This is a genomic window from Pseudomonas sp. NFACC05-1 (genome assembly GCF_900100135.1).
Taxonomy (GTDB): domain Bacteria; phylum Pseudomonadota; class Gammaproteobacteria; order Pseudomonadales; family Pseudomonadaceae; genus Aquipseudomonas; species Aquipseudomonas fluorescens_Q.
Genome location: NZ_FMTR01000001.1, coordinates 75,786 through 94,602, shown reverse-complemented (window position 1 = coordinate 94,602; position 18,817 = coordinate 75,786). Strand labels below are relative to the sequence as shown.

Sequence of the window (18,817 nt, the reverse complement as noted above, 5' to 3'; positions counted from 1 at the left end):
ATGTTCTCGCTCCCCCACCGCTCGCCCCGGGATCTGCCGTTCACCTGCCAGCACACCGCCTTGCTGCTAGTGGACATGCAACGCGCCTGGCTGGAACCGCAATTCGACGCCCACCTGCACGCCCGCGAGGCCGAGTATTTCATCCAGCGGGCCCGCCAGCAGGTCATCCCCAACCAGCAGCGCTTGCTCAACGCGATGCGCGAAGCACAGCACAACGTGTTGCACACCCACATCGAAAGCCTCACCGCCGATGGCCGCGACCGTTCCCTGGATCACAAGCTGTCGGACATGCACCTGCCCAAGGGCAGCCCCGAGGCGCAGATCATTGCCGAACTGGCGCCGCTGGAAAACGAAATCGTGCTGCCCAAGACCTCCTCCGGGGTTTTCAATTCCACCAACATCGACTACGTGCTGCGCAACCTGCAGACCCGCCACTTGATCGTCGCCGGCATCGTCACCGACCAGTGCGTCGACATGGCCGTGCGCGACGCCGCCGATCGTGGCTACCTGGTCACGCTGGTGGAAGATGCCTGCGCCACCTACACCGAACAACGGCACCTGGCGTGCCTGAACGCGATCAAGGGCTATTGCTGGATCACCGATACCGACACCGTGCTCGCGCGTTTGCAGGAGATGCAGCCATGAGCCGCCTCGATCCTGCCGCCGTCCTCGCCCCGTTGCCCGTGACGACCCTGGTGACCACCGACCTGATCGGCGTGACCCGTGGGCGCTCGTTTCCCAGTGATGAGTTGCCCCACTACGTCACCGCTGGCTGTGGCTGGGTGCCGGCCAACAGCGCACTGACGCCCCAGGACATCATCGCTTCGACCAACCCTTGGGGCGCTTATGGCGACCTGCGGCTGGTGCCGGACCTGTCTAGCCGGGTGACCGTCAACAACGGTCCCGACGCCCAGGCGCCCGTCCTCGACTTTATCCATTGCGATGTGCGCGAGACCGACGGCCGGCCCTGGAGCGCCTGCCCGCGCACGCTGTTGCAGGACGAAGTGGAGCGTTATCGCATCGAACTGGGCTTGCAGGTTTTCGCCGCGTTCGAACATGAATTCAACCTGGTTGCCACGCCTGCGCAGCCTGATCGCCTGGCCTTCAGCCTCCAGGCCCAGCGCCAGCAGGCCGAATTCGCCGGTTGGTTGCTCAGTGCCCTGCGGGCCGGCGGTGTCGAGCCGGAAATGTTCCTGCCGGAATACGGCAAGCAGCAATACGAGATCACCTGCCGCCCGACCCTGGGCGTGGCCGCTGCCGATCGGGCGGTGAACGTACGGGAAATCACCCGTGAGATCGCCCGGCAAATGGGCCTGGACGTGAGCTTCGCCCCCAAGGTTTCGGAACATGCCGTGTGCAACGGCGTACATTTGCACCTGAGCCTGCAAGACCTGGGCGCGGACCCGGTGCTGCATGACGCCGCCAGCAGCAACGGTTTGTCCAGCCTCGGCCAGCATTGGGCCGCGGGTGTGTTGCACTATCTGCCGGCACTGTGTGCGCTGACCGCGCCGACGCCGGTGTCCTACGAGCGCCTGCAACCTCATCACTGGAGCGCATCCTATGCGTGCCTGGGACAGCGCAACCGCGAAGCGGCGCTGCGCATCTGCCCGACCGTGAGCCTGAGCGGCAAACCGCTGGCGAACCAGTACAACCTGGAGTTCCGCGCCATGGACGCCACCGCCTCGCCGCACCTGGCGATGGCGGCGCTGTTGATTGCCGGGCGACTGGGCATCCAGCAACGGCTGGCATTAAACGCTGTCACCGATCAAATACCCGATGAGCTGGATGAAGCACAACGTCGTGCCCGTGGCATTATCGCCCTGCCGACAACCCTGGCCCAGGCACTGGACTGCCTGCGCCACAGCGGGGCGCTGCTCGAGACCCTGCCCGGCCCGCTGGTCGACACCTATTTCGCCTTGAAGGCCCAGGAGCTGGCCTTGACCGAGGCGCTGTCACCTGCCGAGCGTTGTGAGCACTATGCACGAATCTATTGAGTGTGCTGAAACGGGCCTCTACACCAGGCCGCCCTACCGACTGGTCCGGGAGGAATCCGAACACCCGGTGCTGCTGGTGTGCGAACACGCCAGCCGCTTCATTCCCGCGGCGCTGAACGATCTGGGCCTGGATGAAACGGCCTCCCAGGAGCACATCGCCTGGGACATCGGTGCCCTGGCCCTGGCCGAACGCCTGTCCGAAACCCTTGGCGCGACCTTGCTGACGGCCAATTATTCACGGCTGTTGATCGACCTCAACCGTCCGCTGCACGTACCGGACAGCATTCCGCCCCAGAGCGAGATCTATCAGGTGCCGGGCAACCAGGCTCTGGACGAGCCTACGCGCGAATATCGCCGCCAGTGCCTGTTCCACCCTTTTCATGACCGACTACGCGCGTTGATCGACCAGCGCCTGGCCGCCAACCGGTCGGTGCGCGTGGTGGGCATCCACAGCTTCACCCCGGTGTTCTATGGTCAACCGCGCGCGCTGGAAGCTGGCGTGCTGTTCGGCGAAGCCAAGGATTATGCCCAACGCATCGTCGACGGGCTGAGCCGGCACTCGCTGCGCGCGGCAGGCAACCAGCCCTACAAGATCAACCCCTTGACCGACATGACCGTCCCGGTGCACGGCGATGCCCGCGGCCTGGATTCGGTGTTGATCGAAGTGCGCAACGACCAACTGCGCAGCCCCGAGGCGGTACGGACCTGGAGCGCTTACCTGGCCCCATTGCTGTAGAAAAACAGCGGCAACCCGCAAGGACATCCACCCACAGCTGAGAAGGAGAACGGCTCATGAGCATTGAGGCATTTGGCTACAAACAGGAATTGAAACGCGGCCTGTCGCTGACAGACCTGGTGGTATACGGGATGATTTTCATGATCCCCATCGCCCCGTTCGGCGTGTATGGCTATGTCAACGCCGAGGCACCGGGGATGGTGCCGCTGGCGTACATCATCGGCATGGTGGCAATGTTGTTCACCGCGTTGAGCTACGGCAGCATGGCCCGGGCTTTTCCAGTGGCCGGTTCCGTCTACTCCTACGCACAACGGGGCCTTAACCCACACGTCGGCTTCATCGCCGGCTGGCTGATGCTGCTGGACTACCTGCTGATCCCACCGCTGCTCTATGTCTACGCCGCCATGGCGCTGAACCATTTGTACCCGGACATCCCCAAGGTCGGTTTCATCCTGGCCTTCCTGGTGAGCGCGACCTTCGTCAACCTGCGGGGCATCACCTTCACCGCGCGGATGAACATCATTTTCCTGCTGGCGCAGCTGGTGGTGCTGGGGATTTTCCTGTTCTACGCCTGGAACGCCCTGCACAGCGGGGCCGGTAACGGCCAGCTGACCCTGGCGCCGCTGTACAGCCCGGAACACTTCAACTTCGCCCTGCTGATGCAAGCCGTGTCCATCGCGGTATTGTCGTTCCTGGGCTTCGACGCCATTTCCACCCTGGCGGAAGAGATCAAGGGCGACCCGGGCCGCAGCGTCGGCAAGGCAGCCCTGGTGACCTTGCTGGTGATGGGGGCGATCTTCGTGGTGCAGACCTGGATCGCCACGGACCTGGCCGCCGGCATGGGTTTCAAATCCGCAGACACCGCATTCTATGAAATCGCCGAACTGGCAGCCGGCAGTTGGCTGGCCACCTTGACCGCGGTTGCCACGGCCCTGGCCTGGGGCGTGGCCGTGGCGATCACTTCCCAGGCGGCGGTGTCGCGCCTGTTGTTCGGCATGGCCCGGGACGGCCAGTTGCCCAAGGTGCTGGCCAAAGTCCATCCAACCCACAACACCCCATACCTGAGCATTTACCTGGTGGCAGTGCTGTCGCTGTTGATCTGCTACCTGTTCATCGACGCCGTGGACACCCTCACCTCCCTGGTCAATTTCGGCGCCCTGAGCGGCTTCATGTTGCTGCACATCACGGTCATCAACCACTACTGGCGCCGCCAGCAGTCCGGCCAACTGATTCGCCACTTGATTTGCCCACTGGTCGGCTTCGTGATCGTCGCGGCCATCATGTACAACATGGGCGTGGCTGCGCAGAAGCTCGGCCTGATCTGGATCGCCGCGGGCGTGATTTATCTGTGCGTGCTCAACAAATTCGGCAACCCTGCCGCCGTGCCCGATCCGGCCGGTCAGTGAGGGCCGGTGGTCGAAGGACTCGGCCAACCGTGGTTACAACGCGTGGACATCGACAGTGATCGTCAAGCCCGGTGCTGGTTACCGGGCTCTCTGGAACAGGAGTGCAATCCATGCTGGCCTTACGTCCAGTTCAATTAACCGATCTGCCGCAACTGCAACAATTGGCCCGTGACAGCCTGGTGGGGGTCACGTCGCTACCGGACGATACCGCGCGCCTAGAGGAAAAGATCCTCGACTCGTGCGCCTCGTTCGAGGCCGATGTGCAGGGCCCTGGCGCGGAGAATTATTTTTTTGTCCTGGAGGACCTGGAATCCAGGCGCCTGGTCGGTTGTTCGGAAATTCTCTCCAGCACCGGTTACAACGAACCGTTCTACAGTCTGCGCAACCGGCCGTTTTCCAGCGAGTCCCGCGAGCTGAACATCCAGCATGGCGTGCCCGCGCTGTCACTGTGCCAGGACCTCAACGGGCAGACGCTGCTGCGTGGCTTCCACATCGACGCCGAGCGGGTGCGCACGCCGGAATCGGAGCTGCTGTCCCGGGCCCGGCTGATGTTCATCGCCGCCCATCCCCAGCGCTTCGCCGAATCGGTCATCACCGAAATCGTCGGTTTCAGCAGCGAGGACGGTCAGTCGCCATTCTGGGACGCCATCGGCCAGCACTTCTTCGACCTGCCCTATGTCGAAGCCGAACGGCTGTGTGGCTTGCAGAGCCGGACCTTTCTCGCCGAGCTGATGCCGCAATACCCGATCTACGTCCCTATGCTGCCGCCAGCGGCCCAGGCCTGCATCGGCCGAGTGCATCCCGACGGCCAGGAAGCCTTCGACATCCTGGCGCGCGAGGGTTTCGAGACCAACAACTACGTCGATATCTTCGACGGTGGGCCGACCTTGCATGCCCGTATCGCCAACGTCCGTACCATCACGCAAAGTCGGAGCGCCACGGCCCGGCAAAGCCTGCAGATCGATGCCACAGGCCGTTACCTGGTGAGTAACGACCGTCTTGGAAACTACCGGGCCATCGTCGCCGAGCTGGACGTCAACGACGAGGGCCCCGTGGCCCTGTCGCCCGACATGCTGGCCGCCCTGGGCGTCATGGATGGCGAGCGGATCCGGGTGGTCGCCCTATGAACCTCACTCGATCCCGTGGCACGCATCAGCGCTTGGACCGACGTAATGAAGGAGCTGCAGCATGATTGTCCGTCCGGTCGCCATTACCGATCTGCCCGCATTGCTGGACCTGGCCCGTTGCGCAGGCCCCGGTTTCACCAGCCTGCCGGCCAACGAAGAGCGCCTGGCCCATCGTATTCGCTGGGCCCAACGGACCTTTGCCGGACAAGTCGAACGTGCCGACGCCGATTACCTGTTCGTGCTCGAAGATGATGATCGGCAGGTGGTGGGCATCAGCGCCCTGACCGGCGCGGTCGGGCTGCGCGAGCCCTGGTACAACTATCGGGTCGGGCTGACGGTCAGCTCGGCGCCGGAGCTGGGGATCCAGCGGCAGATCCCGACCCTGTTCCTCAACAACGAGATGTCCGGGCAATCGGAGATCTGCTCGTTGTTCCTTCACCCCGAGCAACGTCGCGGTCACAACGGACGCCTGCTGTCCCTGGCGCGCCTGCTGTTCGTGGCCGAGTTCTCCCAGCTGTTCGGCGAAAAACTGATCGCCGAACTGCGAGGCCATGCCGACGAACGAGGCAGTTCGCCGTTCTGGGACAGCCTGGGACGGCATTTTTTCAAGAAGGATTTCAGTTACGCCGATCAGTTGTCCGGCATGGGCAACAAGTCGTTCATCGCCGAACTGATGCCACGTCAGCCGCTGTACACCTGCCTGCTCACCGAACAGGCCCAAGCGGTGATCGGCAAGGCTCACCCGAACACCGAGCCGGCCCTGAAGATCCTCAGTGCCGAAGGTTTCAGCCACAAGGGTTACATCGACATCTTTGACGGCGGCCCGGTGATCGAGGCGCCGGTGTCGAAGATCCGCACCGTCCGCGACAGCCAGATGCTGACCCTGGTCATTGGCACCCCGGACCCACAGGCACCGGTCTGGCTGATTCACAATCGGCGCCTGGAAAACTGCCGCGTCACCAGCGCTCGCGCACACCAGCATGGCCACAAGCTGCTTGTCGATCGCCTCACCGCCAAACGCCTGCAAGTGCAACCGGGTGATACGGTGCGGGCCGTGGCATTGCCCAGGCTGGGGCAACAGGCGGTGGCGGCGTAGCCTCGTTACCGCCCAACCTTGGATATTCAATACATAAGAATGTCGTTAATCAGTAATACTTCTCCACAATTGCATAATTGCCACCCACCTACTCGAGACCCATACTTTCGCGCACCGCCCCCACTGTAACGACAATGTTCATGATCAAGAATCTGATTGCCACACGATTACCGCTCGAACACATAGCGGAGAAAATCAAGACATTAGACATGAACGCGCAAATCAAACAATTGATCGTCGACCTGGATGTTCAACACAAAGTTGCTACGGCACAGTCTCGACGCGCGGCCATCATGAACATGACCAACCCGCACACTGGCACCATCACGCTGCATTGTACGAGCATTGGTAATATCAGCATCAAGGCACTTGCATCTAACACTGCGTCTTCGCAACTGTACTCGGTGCCCGGCCAAAGTATTCTATTCGCACTCGATCAGCCTTTCGAAATCCAGCAATACACCCTCAACACGCATCAACTTGAAAAAACCGACACCTCGATCGTCGACCCGTGCAATCCGCTGATCATTGATGGCAATCGAACCTTATTCGACTATTCTCCAAGGGGCGAAAAACAGCCGACATTGATTGGCAGGATCAACTTCCCCGACCGCAGTACGGACATCAGCGTATTTGACCCTGTCTCATTGCGCAAAACAGCCTGGCTGCCTCACGACAACAGTGCCGCCCGGTACCTGGTGAGCCTCGAATTACTCGAAACGATCGAGGACCCGGGAGTGGTCAGGGTTGCCGGGGAGCTGATCTACCATTATCACCCTGCCGTGGCGTGGAAAGCCTTCCAGATGCTTTATCGGGCTGACCCGCAAAACGCGTTGAGTTACGTCCCGTTGCTGAAAAAACGCAAGGACGCACGCCTGGACAATTTGCTCCGTCCACTGGAGCTGGCGGCATGAACCTGAAAACGTTTGTCGAGCGCCTGAACACTTATGACATGCAGCGAGACAAAGCCGGGATCATTGCAGACTTGCGCCAACTGGCCAAAAACCGTTGTCTATTGAGCGATCATCTTTATACCACCCTCCGGCGAGACGGTTTTAGCACACGCAACAGCCTCTATAACGCCTATGGCTTTTTACTGCACAAAAATGATTCATTCACCCTTCGCCTGGGATTCTGGTCGCCGGTAGAGACTCATGATGAAGGCGAAACATTCATTTATAACCTGAACCACAGTCACGACTTTGAACTTTATGCGGTCGGCTACAGCGGAGATGGCTACACCACCTTTGTACGCGAACTACTTGATGATCTACCGTTGCAAAAAGGTAAAAGACCCCGACTGGGCAAGGAGCGCAGGCTTAAACTTGCGCCAGAAGAAGTCTTGTACATGCCAGCCTTGCGGGAAATCCATAAACAACTAGCCCCGAACTCAATGTCCGCCTCACTCAGCCTGCTTGTCCATCCCGAACGCCTGGACAAGATCGACGAAGCATGGTGCTTCGACAAAGATTACATACCCCTTTACCCCGGCGTAGCTGCGCAAGAGATCACGTTGTTTACAGAGACACTATCACTGCTCCATGCCGGTAGTCATTCGCTGTTCAGCAACCGAAGAAAGGAGGAACCTTGAATAACCTGATGAAAGACTGGGATGAAACCCCATTACTGCGGGCCGGTACCAATGTGGTCGATACCGCGATGCAACTGACGAACGAAATCCACTGCACACTCCCCGGCTTCCCGACGCGCTTCAACGTCGGAAACATCCATGAGATCAAGCAATTCTGGAGCCTACCGAGCGAAGACTTAATAGTTTGAAATGGGCTTTTTTGCCTGGCTGCCGACCTTTCCGGGCCTGCAGCCTTTTTTCGATGCCATAACGGCATCACCCATACACATTCGTCATCATCTTTGCGCTTGCCACGTGATAGCCTTTGGATCTTTCGGCGTTGACACTTTTGCTCAAGCCTTTCCATTCCATTGGTGGAACTCACATGTCCAGGCTTTCCCATCAAGATTTGCGTCGTAACTTCCGCCAATTGCTGGCTTCCAACACCTGCTACCACACCGCCTCGGTGTTCGACCCGATGTCGGCGCGCATTGCTGCTGATCTGGGTTTCGAAGTAGGCATCCTCGGAGGTTCGGTGGCGTCGTTGCAAGTATTGGGCGCGCCGGACTTCGCCCTGATCACCCTCAGCGAATTTGCCGAACAGGCCACCCGCATCGGCCGCGTGGCCCAACTGCCGGTGATTGCCGACGCCGACCATGGCTATGGCAATGCCCTGAACGTGATGCGCACGATCGTCGAACTGGAACGGGCCGGCATCGCCGCGCTGACCATCGAGGACACCTTGCTGCCGGCCCAGTTCGGTCGTAAATCCACCGACCTGATCGGCGTAGCCGAAGGCGTCGGCAAGATTCGTGCGGCGCTGGAAGCGCGAGTCGATCCGGAAATGGCGATCATCGCCCGGACCAACGCGGGGATTTTGCCGGTCCAGGAAATCATCAGCCGCACCCAGCAATATGAGCGTGCCGGTGCCGACGGGATTTGCATGGTGGGGGTGCAAGACTTCGAGCACCTGGAAAAAATCAGCGAAAACCTGACGGTGCCGCTGATGCTTGTCACTTATGGCAACCCGTTGCTGCGCGACGACAAGCGCCTGGCCGAATTGGGCGTACGCGTGACCATCGACGGCCACGGCGCCTATTTCGCCGCGATCAAGGCCACCTACGACAGCCTGCGGGAACAGCGGCAGATCTTCACCCAGGCGTCGGACCTGAGCGCCACCGAACTGACCCACACCTACACCCAGCCCGAGGACTACATCCGTTGGGCCGAGGAATACATGAGCGTCAAGGAGTAAGAAGACTCACTGTCCGGGAAGCCGCCATCGCGATCAAGCTCGCTCCCACAGGGGGTTTGCGGTGCGACGTATATTTCGGGCACACCGCCCATTCCCTGTGGGAGCGAGCTTGCTCGCGATAGCGGTGGGTCAGCTTGCATGAGTGTTGGATGTGCCAACGCCATCGCGAGCAGGCTCCCACAGGGGGATTTGTGGTGAGCGCAATGGCGTTGCCAAGGTAAACAGGTCTTCAGCGCCCGCTGCGCAACATTTCCCTGGGCACGTACTTGCCAATCTCGAACTTGCCGATGGCGGCGCGGTGGACTTCATCCGGACCGTCGGCCAGGCGCAGGGTGCGTTGCATGGCGTACATGTAGGCCAGCGGGAAGTCGTTGGAAACCCCGGCCCCGCCGTGGATCTGGATCGCCCGGTCGATGACCTTCAGGGCCACGTTCGGCGCGACGACCTTGATCTGGGCGATTTCGCTCTTCGCCACTTTATTACCGACCGTGTCCATCATGTACGCCGCCTTCAACGTCAGCAGGCGCGCCATGTCGATTTCCATCCGTGAGTCGGCAATCTTGTCGATGTTACCGCCCAGGCGTGCCAACGGTTGGCCGAAGGCCGTGCGGCTGACGGCACGCTTGCACATCAATTCCAGTGCGCGCTCGGCCATGCCGATGGAGCGCATGCAGTGATGAATCCGGCCCGGGCCAAGGCGACCCTGGGCAATTTCAAAGCCGCGTCCTTCACCCAACAGGACATTTTCGTACGGCACGCGCACGTTCTCGAACAGCACTTCGGCATGCCCGTGAGGCGCATCATCGTAGCCGAACACCGGCAGCGGCCGGACGATCTTGACCCCGGGGGTGTCCACCGGCACCAGGATCATCGAGTGCTGGGCATGGCGCGGCGCATCAGGGTTGCTCAGGCCCATGAAGATCAGGATCTTGCAGCGCGGGTCGCAGGCCCCTGAGGTCCACCACTTCTTGCCATTGATGACCCACTGGTCGCCGTCGCGCTCGGCACGAGCGGCCATGTTGGTGGCGTCCGAGGAGGCAACGTCCGGCTCGGTCATGGCAAACGCCGAGCGGATCTCGCCGCGCAGCAGTGGCTCGAGCCAGCGTTGCTTTTGTTCTTCATTGGCGTAGCGCACCAGCACTTCCATGTTGCCGGTGTCCGGCGCCGAGCAATTGAACGGTTCAGGCCCCAGCAGCGAACGGCCCATGATCTCTGCCAACGGCGCGTATTCCAGGTTGGTCAGGCCGGCACCCAGCTCGGACTCAGGCAGAAACAGATTCCACAAACCCTCGGCCTTGGCCTTGGCCTTGAGCTCTTCCATGATGGCCGTGGGCTGCCAGCGGTCGCCTTCGGCCACTTGCTGCTCGAACACGGCTTCAGCCGGGTAAACGTAGGCATCCATGAACGCCGTGACGCGTTCACGCAGTGCCTGAACCTTGGGGGAATAAGCAAAATCCATGAGCAGCACCTTCTTGGCAGAGGTTGTTTTAGGTCATGAAATCGATGCTAGTTCAGCTACGAAAATTTACCTAACCTATTCTCGGCGTGTATTAACATTCATCACCGATATATGTTTCACTGATTCGCATCGCCATCCGGCACCTCACAACACGTCCAAGAATAAGAGTGCAGCGCCATGAATCTGAGCAAGGTCGATCTCAACCTTTTCATTGTCTTCGATGCGATCTACACCGAAGCCAACCTGACCCGCGCCGGGCAGATCGTCGGCATCACGCAGCCGGCCGTGTCCAATGCCCTGGCGCGCCTGCGGGAGACCTTCAACGACCCGCTCTTCGTGCGCACCGCCCAAGGCATGGTGCCGACGCCCATGGCCCAGAACATCATCGGCCCGGTGCGCAACGCCCTGTCGCTGCTGCGGGTGTCGGTGCAGGAAAGCCGGATCTTCAACCCGTTGCAGGCCGTCAAGACCTACCGCATCAGCATGACCGACCTCACCGAAGGCGTGATCCTGCCGCCGCTGTTCCAGCGCCTGCGTCGCCTGGCACCTACCGTGGCGATCGAAAGCTTCCTCTCCAAGCGCCGTGAAACCACCAAGGAGCTGGCCGCCGGCCGCCTCGACTTCGCCGTGGACGCACCGCTCAACACCGACCCGCAGGTACGCCACGTCAAGTTGATGGAAGATCGCTACGTGTGCGCCATGCGCAAGGGCCATCCGCTGGCGGGCAAGGAAAAGATCAGCCTCGACGATTACCTGGCCCAGACCCACGTGCATATTTCCAGCCGCCGCAACGGGCTGGGTTATGTCGACCTGGCCCTCGGCAAGATGGGTATCCAGCGCAAGATCGCCCTGCGCTCCCAGCATTACCTGATGGCCTCCCAGGTCCTGCAACAAACGGACATGGTCATGACCGTCCCCGAGCGCTTTGCCCGTCGTCACGATCTGCACGCCTTCCTGTTACCAGTCAACGACGTGCCGCCGGTGGAAACCCACCTCTACTGGCACGAAAGCACCGACCAGGACCCGGCCAACCGCTGGATGCGCGAGCAGATGATCGAGCTGTGCCAGCAGGTGACGGCCCATGAGAAGAAGCTCGACAAGGTTTAGGCGATCAAAATTGTGGGAGCGAGCTTACTCGCGATGGCGTCGGATCAGTCGCCATTGATATTGGCCGGTCTACCGCTATCGCGAGCAAGCTCGCTCCCACAGGTTCATGCCTGCCATGCAGTGCCGGCCCCATGCTTGACGCGAACGTCAACCTGCCTTTAGCTTAGCGCCAGCCCCTTTCGTTTCGAGCGCGTCCATGAGCAGCCAGACCTACAGCATCTCCGACCTCGCCCGCGAGCTGGATATCACCACCCGGGCCATCCGTTTCTATGAAGAACAAGGCCTGTTGAGCCCGGAACGACGGGGCCAGGAGCGCATTTACTCGCCGCGGGACAAGGTCAGCCTGAAGCTGATCCTGCGCGGCAAGCGCATCGGCTTTTCCCTGGCCGAGTGCCGCGAACTGATCGAACTCTACGACCCCTCCAGCGGCAATCAGAAACAGCTGCACAGCATGCTGGCGAAAATCGCCGAGCGCCGGGAACAGCTCGAACAGCAATTGCTGGACATCGAACAGATGAAGCTGGAACTCGACACCGCCGAAGAACGCTGCATCCAGGCGCTGGAGCAGACACTCAAGGGCGAGGAAATCGTCCAGTAACACTTTCTCCCTGTGGGAGCGAGCTTGCTCGCGATGGCGGCACATTCAACATCAATGCAAGCTGATCCACCGCTATCGCGAGCAAGCTCGCTCCCACAATGGGTTCATCATTGCGCTCGACATATTGGCAACTCACTACAGGTCAATCCCCATGTCCCTCCCCTCCTTTGTACGCCTGATCGAAGTCGGCCCCCGTGACGGGCTGCAGAATGAAGCACAGCCCATCAGCGTCGCCGACAAGGTGCGTCTGGTGGATGCCTTGAGCGCCGCCGGCCTGGGCTACATCGAAGTCGGCAGTTTCGTCTCGCCCAAGTGGGTGCCGCAAATGGCCGGCTCCGCCGAGGTGTTCGCGCAGATCCAGCGCAAGCCCGATGTAACCTATGGCGCCCTGGCGCCGAACCTGCGGGGTTTTGAAGATGCGCTGGCGGCGGGCGTGAAAGAAGTGGCGGTGTTCGCCGCCGCGTCCGAAGCATTCTCCCAGCGCAATATCAACTGCTCCATCAAGGACAGCCTGGAGCGTTTCGAGCCGATCATGGAGGCCGCCAGACAACACGGCGTCAGTGTGCGCGGTTACGTGTCCTGCGTGTTGGGTTGCCCGTATGAAGGTGCGGTCAAGCCTGAGCAGGTGGCTTGGGTCGCTCGGGAGCTGTATGCCATGGGCTGCTACGAAGTCTCCCTGGGTGACACCATCGGCACGGGCACCGCCGGTGCCACCCGCAGGATGTTCGAGGTGGTGGGCGCCGAGGTGCCTCGAGACAAGCTCGCCGGACACTTCCACGATACCTACGGCCAAGCCATGGCCAACGTATACGCCAGCCTGCTGGAAGGCATCGCGGTGTTCGACAGCTCCATCGCCGGCCTGGGCGGCTGCCCTTATGCCAAGGGCGCCAGCGGTAACGTTGCCACCGAGGACGTGCTGTACCTGCTCAATGGCTTGGGTATCGAGACCGGTGTCGACCTGGACGCCCTGATCGCCGCGGGTCGGCAGATCTGCGACGTGCTCGGCCGCCCTAGCGGTTCGCGTGTCGCCAAGGCCCGCAGCGCACAGTGAGGTGTTACCGCTGGCTTTGTAACGGCGGCGAAACGAGTAACACGGAAACAATTTGTCAGGTTTGACGCGCCAGGTTTTTCAGCTAAAAAATTCAAGCCATTGATTTATATAGAGTTTTAAAAGTTGGCACGCCACCTGCTATATCTCTCGCATAACAAGAATAAAAAAACGCAGCAAACCCAATAAAAACAAGACGAAACGACTCTGGCATAACAAAAACAACACGGCAGAGACGCAGCTAACAGATTTTTTTGGAGAGGATGTGCTTTTCAGGGTGCTTTCAGGAGCAACCCGCAACCGGGCAGAGAACAATAAAACTACCTTCAGGTAGCTCCCGAATCGGTTGGATCGCAAGGCGAAAAAGCAGATCAGCGCTCAAAAAAATACGTTTGCTCTTGATCCCGGATGGGGATCGCCAAAAACAGCGGTAAAGGGCAACGGCTGCCAAAAACAACAACAGGCCGCCCCTCAATAATAAAAAAGAGCACGCGACGACAAAATTAAAGGGGAGCTTCGGCTCCCCTTTGTGCTTTCCCGGATTTCACATTTCCCCCGTGGATGCGAGCCTGCTCGCGATGACGGCGGCACAGCCAACCTATCTGTCGACTATCCCACCGCCATCGCGAGCAGGCTCGCTCCCGCAAGTGTTGCGGCTAGCTTTGCTTATCGCGCAGCTCTTCGATGCTGATCTCACGCATGCGGAATTTCTGGATCTTACCGGTGACCGTCATGGGAAATTCTTCGACGAATTTGAAATGACGCGGCGTCTTGAAGTGGGCGATGCGCTCCTTGCACCAGGCTTGCAGTTCCTGTTCGCAGGCACTGTGGCCGGGATGAAACTTGATCCACGCAACGATTTCCTCGCCATAACGCGAACACGGAATGCCGATCACTTGCACGTCCGCCACCGCCGGGTGAGTGAAGAAAAACTCCTCCAGCTCACGCGGGTAAATATTCTCCCCGCCGCGGATGATCATGTCCTTGTTGCGCCCGACAATGCGCACGTAGCCCTGCTCGTCCATGGTCGCCAAGTCGCCGGTGTGCATCCAGCCATCCGGGTCGATGGCATCGGCGGTGCCCTTGGGGTTGTTCCAATAGCCGAGCATCACGCTGTAGCCACGGGTACATAATTCGCCGACAGCACCACGCGGGACGAGATTGCCGGCCGCATCGATAATTTTACTTTCCAGTTGCGGCTGGGTACGGCCAACGGTGGTTACGCGCAGTTCCAGTTCGTCGGTAGGACCGGTCTGCAATGACACCGGGCTGGTTTCCGTCATGCCGTAGGCAATCTGCACTTCGGCCATGTGCATTTCATTGATGACCCGTCGCATCACTTCGATGGGGCATGTGGCCCCGGCCATGATGCCCGTGCGCAGGCTGGACAGGTCGAAGTCGCCCCGCTGCGGCTGGTCCAGCAGGGCGATGAACATGGTGGGCACACCATACAACGCAGTGGCCTTTTCTTCGGCCACGGCCTTGAGCGTCAGCAGCGGGTCGAAGGCATCGTTGGGGTAAATCATGGTGCTGCCATGGGTCATGCAGCCCAGGTTACCCATGACCATACCGAAGCAATGGTAGAGCGGCACCGGGATCACCAACCGATCGTCAGCCGTCAGGCCCAGGCTTTCGCCGACCATGTAACCGTTATTCAGAATATTGTGATGACTGAGGGTAGCGCCCTTGGGGAAGCCAGTGGTGCCGGAGGTGTACTGGATATTCACCGGTTGATCGAAGTGCAGGCTGGATTGGCGCTCGGCCAGTTGTCCAGGCGTCACCGCCGCGCCCAGGGCGGCCAGTTGCGACCAAGGCAGGAAGCCTGACGGTGGCTGGGAATCGAGGCTGATCACGCCGCGCAACTCCGGCAGGCGCTCGCTCTGCATCTGGCCGATCGGTTGCTCTGCCAGTTCCGGTGCCAGCGTTTGCAGCATGGCGTGATAGTCCGAGGTCTTGAACGCCCCGGCACACACCAGCCATTGGCATCCGGATTGTTTGAGCACGTATTCGAGCTCAGAGACGCGATAGGCCGGATTGATGTTGACCAGAATCACGCCGAGCTTCGCACTGGCGAACTGGCTGATGCACCACTGGGCGCAATTGGGTGCCCACACGCCAAGGCGATCACCGGTTTTCAAGCCTAGCGCCAATAAGGCTCGGGCGTGCAGATCGACAGCCTCGGCCAGTTGTCGCCAGGTATAGCGCAGCGATTGATGGCGAACCACCAACGCCTCGCCCTCCGGATAGCGGGCCACCGTCTGGTCGAAAACCTCGCCGATGGTTTGAGCCAATAAGGCCTTGGCCGCGGAACCACGGGTGTAGCTGAGCTGCGAATGCAAACCGGGTTGATCCATGACGCCCCCTCTTGTCTTTATTAGTGGGTGTAGCGGTAACCTGATGCAACAACATGCCTTTGCGGGCACTTACTCTGGCTCAAGTTGACGTTAACGTAAAGGGCGATTGACAGCCTCTCGTCGCAGGCTTACGTTAACGTAAAGGTGAGAGCCATTCCCCCCGCTCTCCGCACCCGATAAAAAAGCCAAAGGTGTCCCATGAGCTACCCATCCCTGAACTTTGCCCTCGGCGAAACCATCGACATGTTGCGCGACCAGGTGCAGGCCTTCGTCAAGGCTGAACTGGCGCCGCGAGCAGCGCAAATCGATATCGACAACCTGTTTCCCGCCGACATGTGGCGCAAGTTCGGCGACATGGGCCTGCTGGGTATCACCGTACCGGAAGAATACGGCGGCGCTGGCCTGGGCTACCTGGCCCACGTGGTGGCGATGGAAGAAATCAGCCGTGGTTCGGCCTCGGTCGCCCTCTCCTACGGTGCCCACTCCAACCTCTGCGTGAACCAGATCAACCGCAACGGCAATCACGAACAGAAAACCAAATACCTGCCCAAGCTGATCAGCGGCGAACACATCGGTGCCCTGGCAATGAGCGAGCCGAACGCCGGCTCCGACGTGGTCTCGATGAAACTGCGGGCCGACAAGCGTGGCGACAAGTACGTGCTCAATGGCAGCAAGACCTGGATCACCAACGGCCCCGATGCCAACACCTACGTGATCTACGCCAAGACCGACCTGGAAAAAGGTCCCCATGGCATCACCGCCTTCATCGTCGAGCGCGACTGGAAAGGCTTCAGCCGCAGCAATAAATTCGACAAGCTCGGCATGCGTGGCTCCAACACCTGCGAGTTGTTCTTCGATGACGTCGAAGTGCCGGAAGACAACATCCTCGGTGCGCTCAATGGCGGTGTGAAAGTGCTGATGAGCGGCCTCGACTACGAGCGCGTCGTGCTCTCTGGCGGCCCGACCGGGATCATGCAGGCCTGCATGGACCTGATCGTGCCCTACATCCACGACCGCAAGCAGTTTGGCCAGAGCATCGGCGAATTCCAGCTGATCCAGGGCAAGGTCGCCGACATGTACACCCAGCTCAACGCCAGCCGCGCCTATCTGTATGCCGTGGCCCAGGCCTGCGAGCGCGGCGAAACCACCCGCAAGGACGCCGCCGGGGTAATCCTTTATAGCGCCGAACGCGCCACGCAAATGGCCCTCGACGCCATCCAGATTCTCGGCGGCAATGGCTACATCAACGAATTCCCGGCCGGCCGCCTGCTGCGTGACGCCAAGCTGTACGAAATCGGTGCCGGCACCAGTGAGATTCGTCGGATGTTGATCGGCCGCGAACTGTTCAACGAAACGAAATGAATTTCGTCAGCTACGAGCGACAAGCTTCAAGCGGCAAGCGAACTGCGCTCTTGCTTGCAGCTTGTGGCTTGAAGCTCAAAGCTGCTACGGAGTAGCCCATGATTCTGCACACACTGCTCAACCCGCGCTCGCCGGAGTTCATTGCCAACCGCGATGCGATGCTCGGACACGTCGAGGCCTTGCGCACCTTGCTCGCGCAAATTCGCCAAGGCGGCGGTCCCAAGGCCCAGGAAAGGCACACGTCGCGGGGCAAGTTACTGCCCCGTGAACGCATCAACCGACTGCTGGACCCGGGCTCGCCGTTTTTGGAAATCAGCCCATTGGCAGCCCACGCAGTCTATGGCGAAGACGTGCCGGCAGCCGGTGTGATTGCCGGCATCGGCCGCGTGGAAGGCGTCGAATGCATGATTGTCGCCAACGATGCGACGGTCAAAGGTGGTTCCTACTACCCGCTGACGGTGAAAAAACACCTGCGCGCCCAGACGATCGCCCAGCAGAATCGCCTGCCCTGCATTTACCTGGTGGACTCCGGCGGCGCCAATCTGCCGCGCCAGGACGAGGTGTTCCCGGACCGTGAGCACTTTGGCCGGATCTTCTTCAACCAGGCCAACATGAGTGCCCAGGGCATCCCGCAGATCGCCGTGGTCATGGGTTCCTGCACCGCCGGTGGCGCCTACGTGCCGGCCATGGCGGACGAGGCGATCATGGTCCGCCAGCAGGCGACGATTTTCCTCGCCGGCCCACCGTTGGTGAAAGCGGCCACCGGCGAGGTGGTCAGTGCCGAAGACCTGGGCGGCGCCGATGTGCACTGCAAGATCTCCGGCGTGGCCGACCATTACGCCGACAGCGACGAACATGCGCTGGCCCTGGCACGCCGCAGCGTGGCCAACCTCAATTGGCGCAAACAGGGCGAGTTGCAGCATCGCCTGCCGATTGCCCCGCTTTACTCGGGCGAGGAGCTGTACGGCGTGGTTTCGGCCGACGCCAAGCAGCCGTTCGATGTGCGGGAAGTGATCGCGCGCCTGGTGGACGGCTCGGTGTTCGACGAATTCAAGGCGCTGTTCGGAACGACGCTGGTGTGCGGCTTCGCCCACTTGCATGGCTACCCGATCGCGATCCTGGCCAACAACGGCATTCTGTTTGCCGAAGCCGCGCAGAAAGGCGCGCACTTCATCGAGCTGGCCTGTCAGCGCGGCATACCGTTGCTGTTCCTACAGAACATCACCGGGTTCATGGTCGGCCAAAAGTACGAGGCCGGCGGTATCGCCAAGCACGGCGCGAAACTGGTGACCGCCGTGGCGTGCGCCAAGGTGCCGAAATTCACCGTGATCATTGGCGGCAGTTTCGGCGCGGGTAACTACGGCATGTGCGGTCGCGCCTACGACCCACGTTTTCTGTGGATGTGGCCGAACGCGCGGATAGGCGTGATGGGCGCCGAACAGGCGGCCGGCGTGCTCGTGCAGGTCAAGCGTGAACAAGCCGAACGCAGTGGCCACCCTTTCAGCGCCGAGCAGGAAGCCGAGATCAAGCAACCGATCCTCGATCAGTACGAAGAACAGGGTCACCCCTATTATTCCAGTGCCAGGCTGTGGGACGACGGCGTCATCGACCCGGCCCAGACCCGCGACGTGCTGGGCCTGGCCTTGTCCGCGTCACTGAACGCGCCTATCGAACCGAGCCGCTTCGGCGTGTTCCGGATGTAAAC

17 protein-coding genes are annotated in these 18,817 nt (G+C 60.7%); 15 read left to right on the top strand and 2 right to left on the bottom strand.

The window, feature by feature from the left end; genetic code table 11:
- From BLO97_RS00485 to BLO97_RS00440, 10 genes are all read left to right on the top strand, one after another.
- Entirely contained in the window at nucleotides 1-645 is a 645-nt protein-coding gene (locus tag BLO97_RS00485) for a cysteine hydrolase family protein (RefSeq protein WP_092344391.1), read from the top strand.
- Nucleotides 642-1,994, top strand: a complete 1,353-nt coding sequence (locus BLO97_RS00480) for a type I glutamate--ammonia ligase (protein WP_092344389.1) — start codon at nucleotides 642-644, stop codon at nucleotides 1,992-1,994. The genes BLO97_RS00485 and BLO97_RS00480 overlap by 4 nt, the downstream gene beginning before the upstream one ends.
- Nucleotides 1,978-2,730 carry an N-formylglutamate amidohydrolase gene (locus BLO97_RS00475; RefSeq protein ID WP_092223906.1) on the top strand — a complete coding sequence of 251 codons (753 nt, stop codon included), beginning with the start codon at nucleotides 1,978-1,980 and terminating at the stop codon, nucleotides 2,728-2,730. The genes BLO97_RS00480 and BLO97_RS00475 overlap by 17 nt, the downstream gene beginning before the upstream one ends.
- A 56-nt stretch (nucleotides 2,731-2,786) precedes the next feature.
- Nucleotides 2,787-4,136, top strand: a complete 1,350-nt coding sequence (locus BLO97_RS00470; RefSeq protein ID WP_092344387.1) for an APC family permease — start codon at nucleotides 2,787-2,789, stop codon at nucleotides 4,134-4,136.
- A 110-nt stretch (nucleotides 4,137-4,246) separates the two neighbouring features.
- Nucleotides 4,247-5,263: an arginine N-succinyltransferase gene (locus BLO97_RS00465; RefSeq protein ID WP_092145454.1), complete on the top strand. Its 1,017-nt coding sequence runs from the start codon at nucleotides 4,247-4,249 to the stop codon at nucleotides 5,261-5,263.
- 61 nt (nucleotides 5,264-5,324) lie between these two features.
- Complete coding sequence (gene astA / locus BLO97_RS00460) at nucleotides 5,325-6,359, top strand: arginine N-succinyltransferase (RefSeq protein ID WP_092344385.1); 1,035 nt, start codon at nucleotides 5,325-5,327, stop codon at nucleotides 6,357-6,359.
- Nucleotides 6,360-6,499: 140 nt separating this feature from the next.
- On the top strand, nucleotides 6,500-7,273 hold the full coding sequence (locus BLO97_RS00455; protein WP_256571495.1) for a hypothetical protein: 774 nt from the start codon (nucleotides 6,500-6,502) through the stop codon (nucleotides 7,271-7,273).
- Entirely contained in the window at nucleotides 7,270-7,950 is a 681-nt protein-coding gene (locus BLO97_RS00450) for a transposase (protein WP_092344381.1), read from the top strand. Before BLO97_RS00455 ends, BLO97_RS00450 begins: the two co-directional genes overlap by 4 nt.
- Nucleotides 7,947-8,138, top strand: coding sequence for a hypothetical protein (locus BLO97_RS00445; RefSeq protein ID WP_063322101.1), 192 nt, complete (start codon nucleotides 7,947-7,949; stop codon nucleotides 8,136-8,138). The genes BLO97_RS00450 and BLO97_RS00445 overlap by 4 nt, the downstream gene beginning before the upstream one ends.
- A gap of 176 nt (nucleotides 8,139-8,314) precedes the next feature.
- Complete coding sequence (locus tag BLO97_RS00440; RefSeq protein WP_063322102.1) at nucleotides 8,315-9,184, top strand: isocitrate lyase/PEP mutase family protein; 870 nt, start codon at nucleotides 8,315-8,317, stop codon at nucleotides 9,182-9,184.
- A gap of 229 nt (nucleotides 9,185-9,413) precedes the next feature.
- Here the strand turns inward: BLO97_RS00440 and BLO97_RS00435 are convergent, their stop codons facing one another.
- Entirely contained in the window at nucleotides 9,414-10,643 is a 1,230-nt protein-coding gene (locus BLO97_RS00435) for an acyl-CoA dehydrogenase (RefSeq protein WP_072346633.1), read from the bottom strand.
- A 177-nt stretch (nucleotides 10,644-10,820) separates the two neighbouring features.
- On the opposite strand from BLO97_RS00435, the gene BLO97_RS00430 reads away from it, so the two are divergent.
- From BLO97_RS00430 to BLO97_RS00420, 3 genes are all read left to right on the top strand, one after another.
- A complete protein-coding gene (locus BLO97_RS00430; protein ID WP_063322104.1) occupies nucleotides 10,821-11,750 on the top strand; it encodes a LysR family transcriptional regulator in 930 nt (309 codons plus the stop codon).
- A 196-nt stretch (nucleotides 11,751-11,946) separates the two neighbouring features.
- Complete coding sequence (locus tag BLO97_RS00425; protein ID WP_072346631.1) at nucleotides 11,947-12,348, top strand: MerR family transcriptional regulator; 402 nt, start codon at nucleotides 11,947-11,949, stop codon at nucleotides 12,346-12,348.
- A gap of 151 nt (nucleotides 12,349-12,499) precedes the next feature.
- Entirely contained in the window at nucleotides 12,500-13,399 is a 900-nt protein-coding gene (locus BLO97_RS00420) for a hydroxymethylglutaryl-CoA lyase (RefSeq protein ID WP_092145448.1), read from the top strand.
- A 653-nt stretch (nucleotides 13,400-14,052) separates the two neighbouring features.
- On the opposite strand, the gene BLO97_RS00415 is transcribed toward BLO97_RS00420, so the two are convergent.
- Nucleotides 14,053-15,750 (bottom strand): AMP-binding protein, encoded by a 1,698-nt coding sequence (locus tag BLO97_RS00415; RefSeq protein ID WP_092223896.1) that lies wholly within the window; start codon nucleotides 15,748-15,750, stop codon nucleotides 14,053-14,055.
- Nucleotides 15,751-15,948: 198 nt separating this feature from the next.
- Between BLO97_RS00415 and BLO97_RS00410 the strand changes: the two genes are divergently transcribed.
- Nucleotides 15,949-17,112, top strand: coding sequence for an isovaleryl-CoA dehydrogenase (locus BLO97_RS00410; protein WP_092145444.1), 1,164 nt, complete (start codon nucleotides 15,949-15,951; stop codon nucleotides 17,110-17,112).
- A 98-nt stretch (nucleotides 17,113-17,210) separates the two neighbouring features.
- On the top strand, nucleotides 17,211-18,815 hold the full coding sequence (locus tag BLO97_RS00405) for a carboxyl transferase domain-containing protein (protein ID WP_092344379.1): 1,605 nt from the start codon (nucleotides 17,211-17,213) through the stop codon (nucleotides 18,813-18,815).
- Nucleotides 18,816-18,817 lie beyond the last annotated feature (2 nt).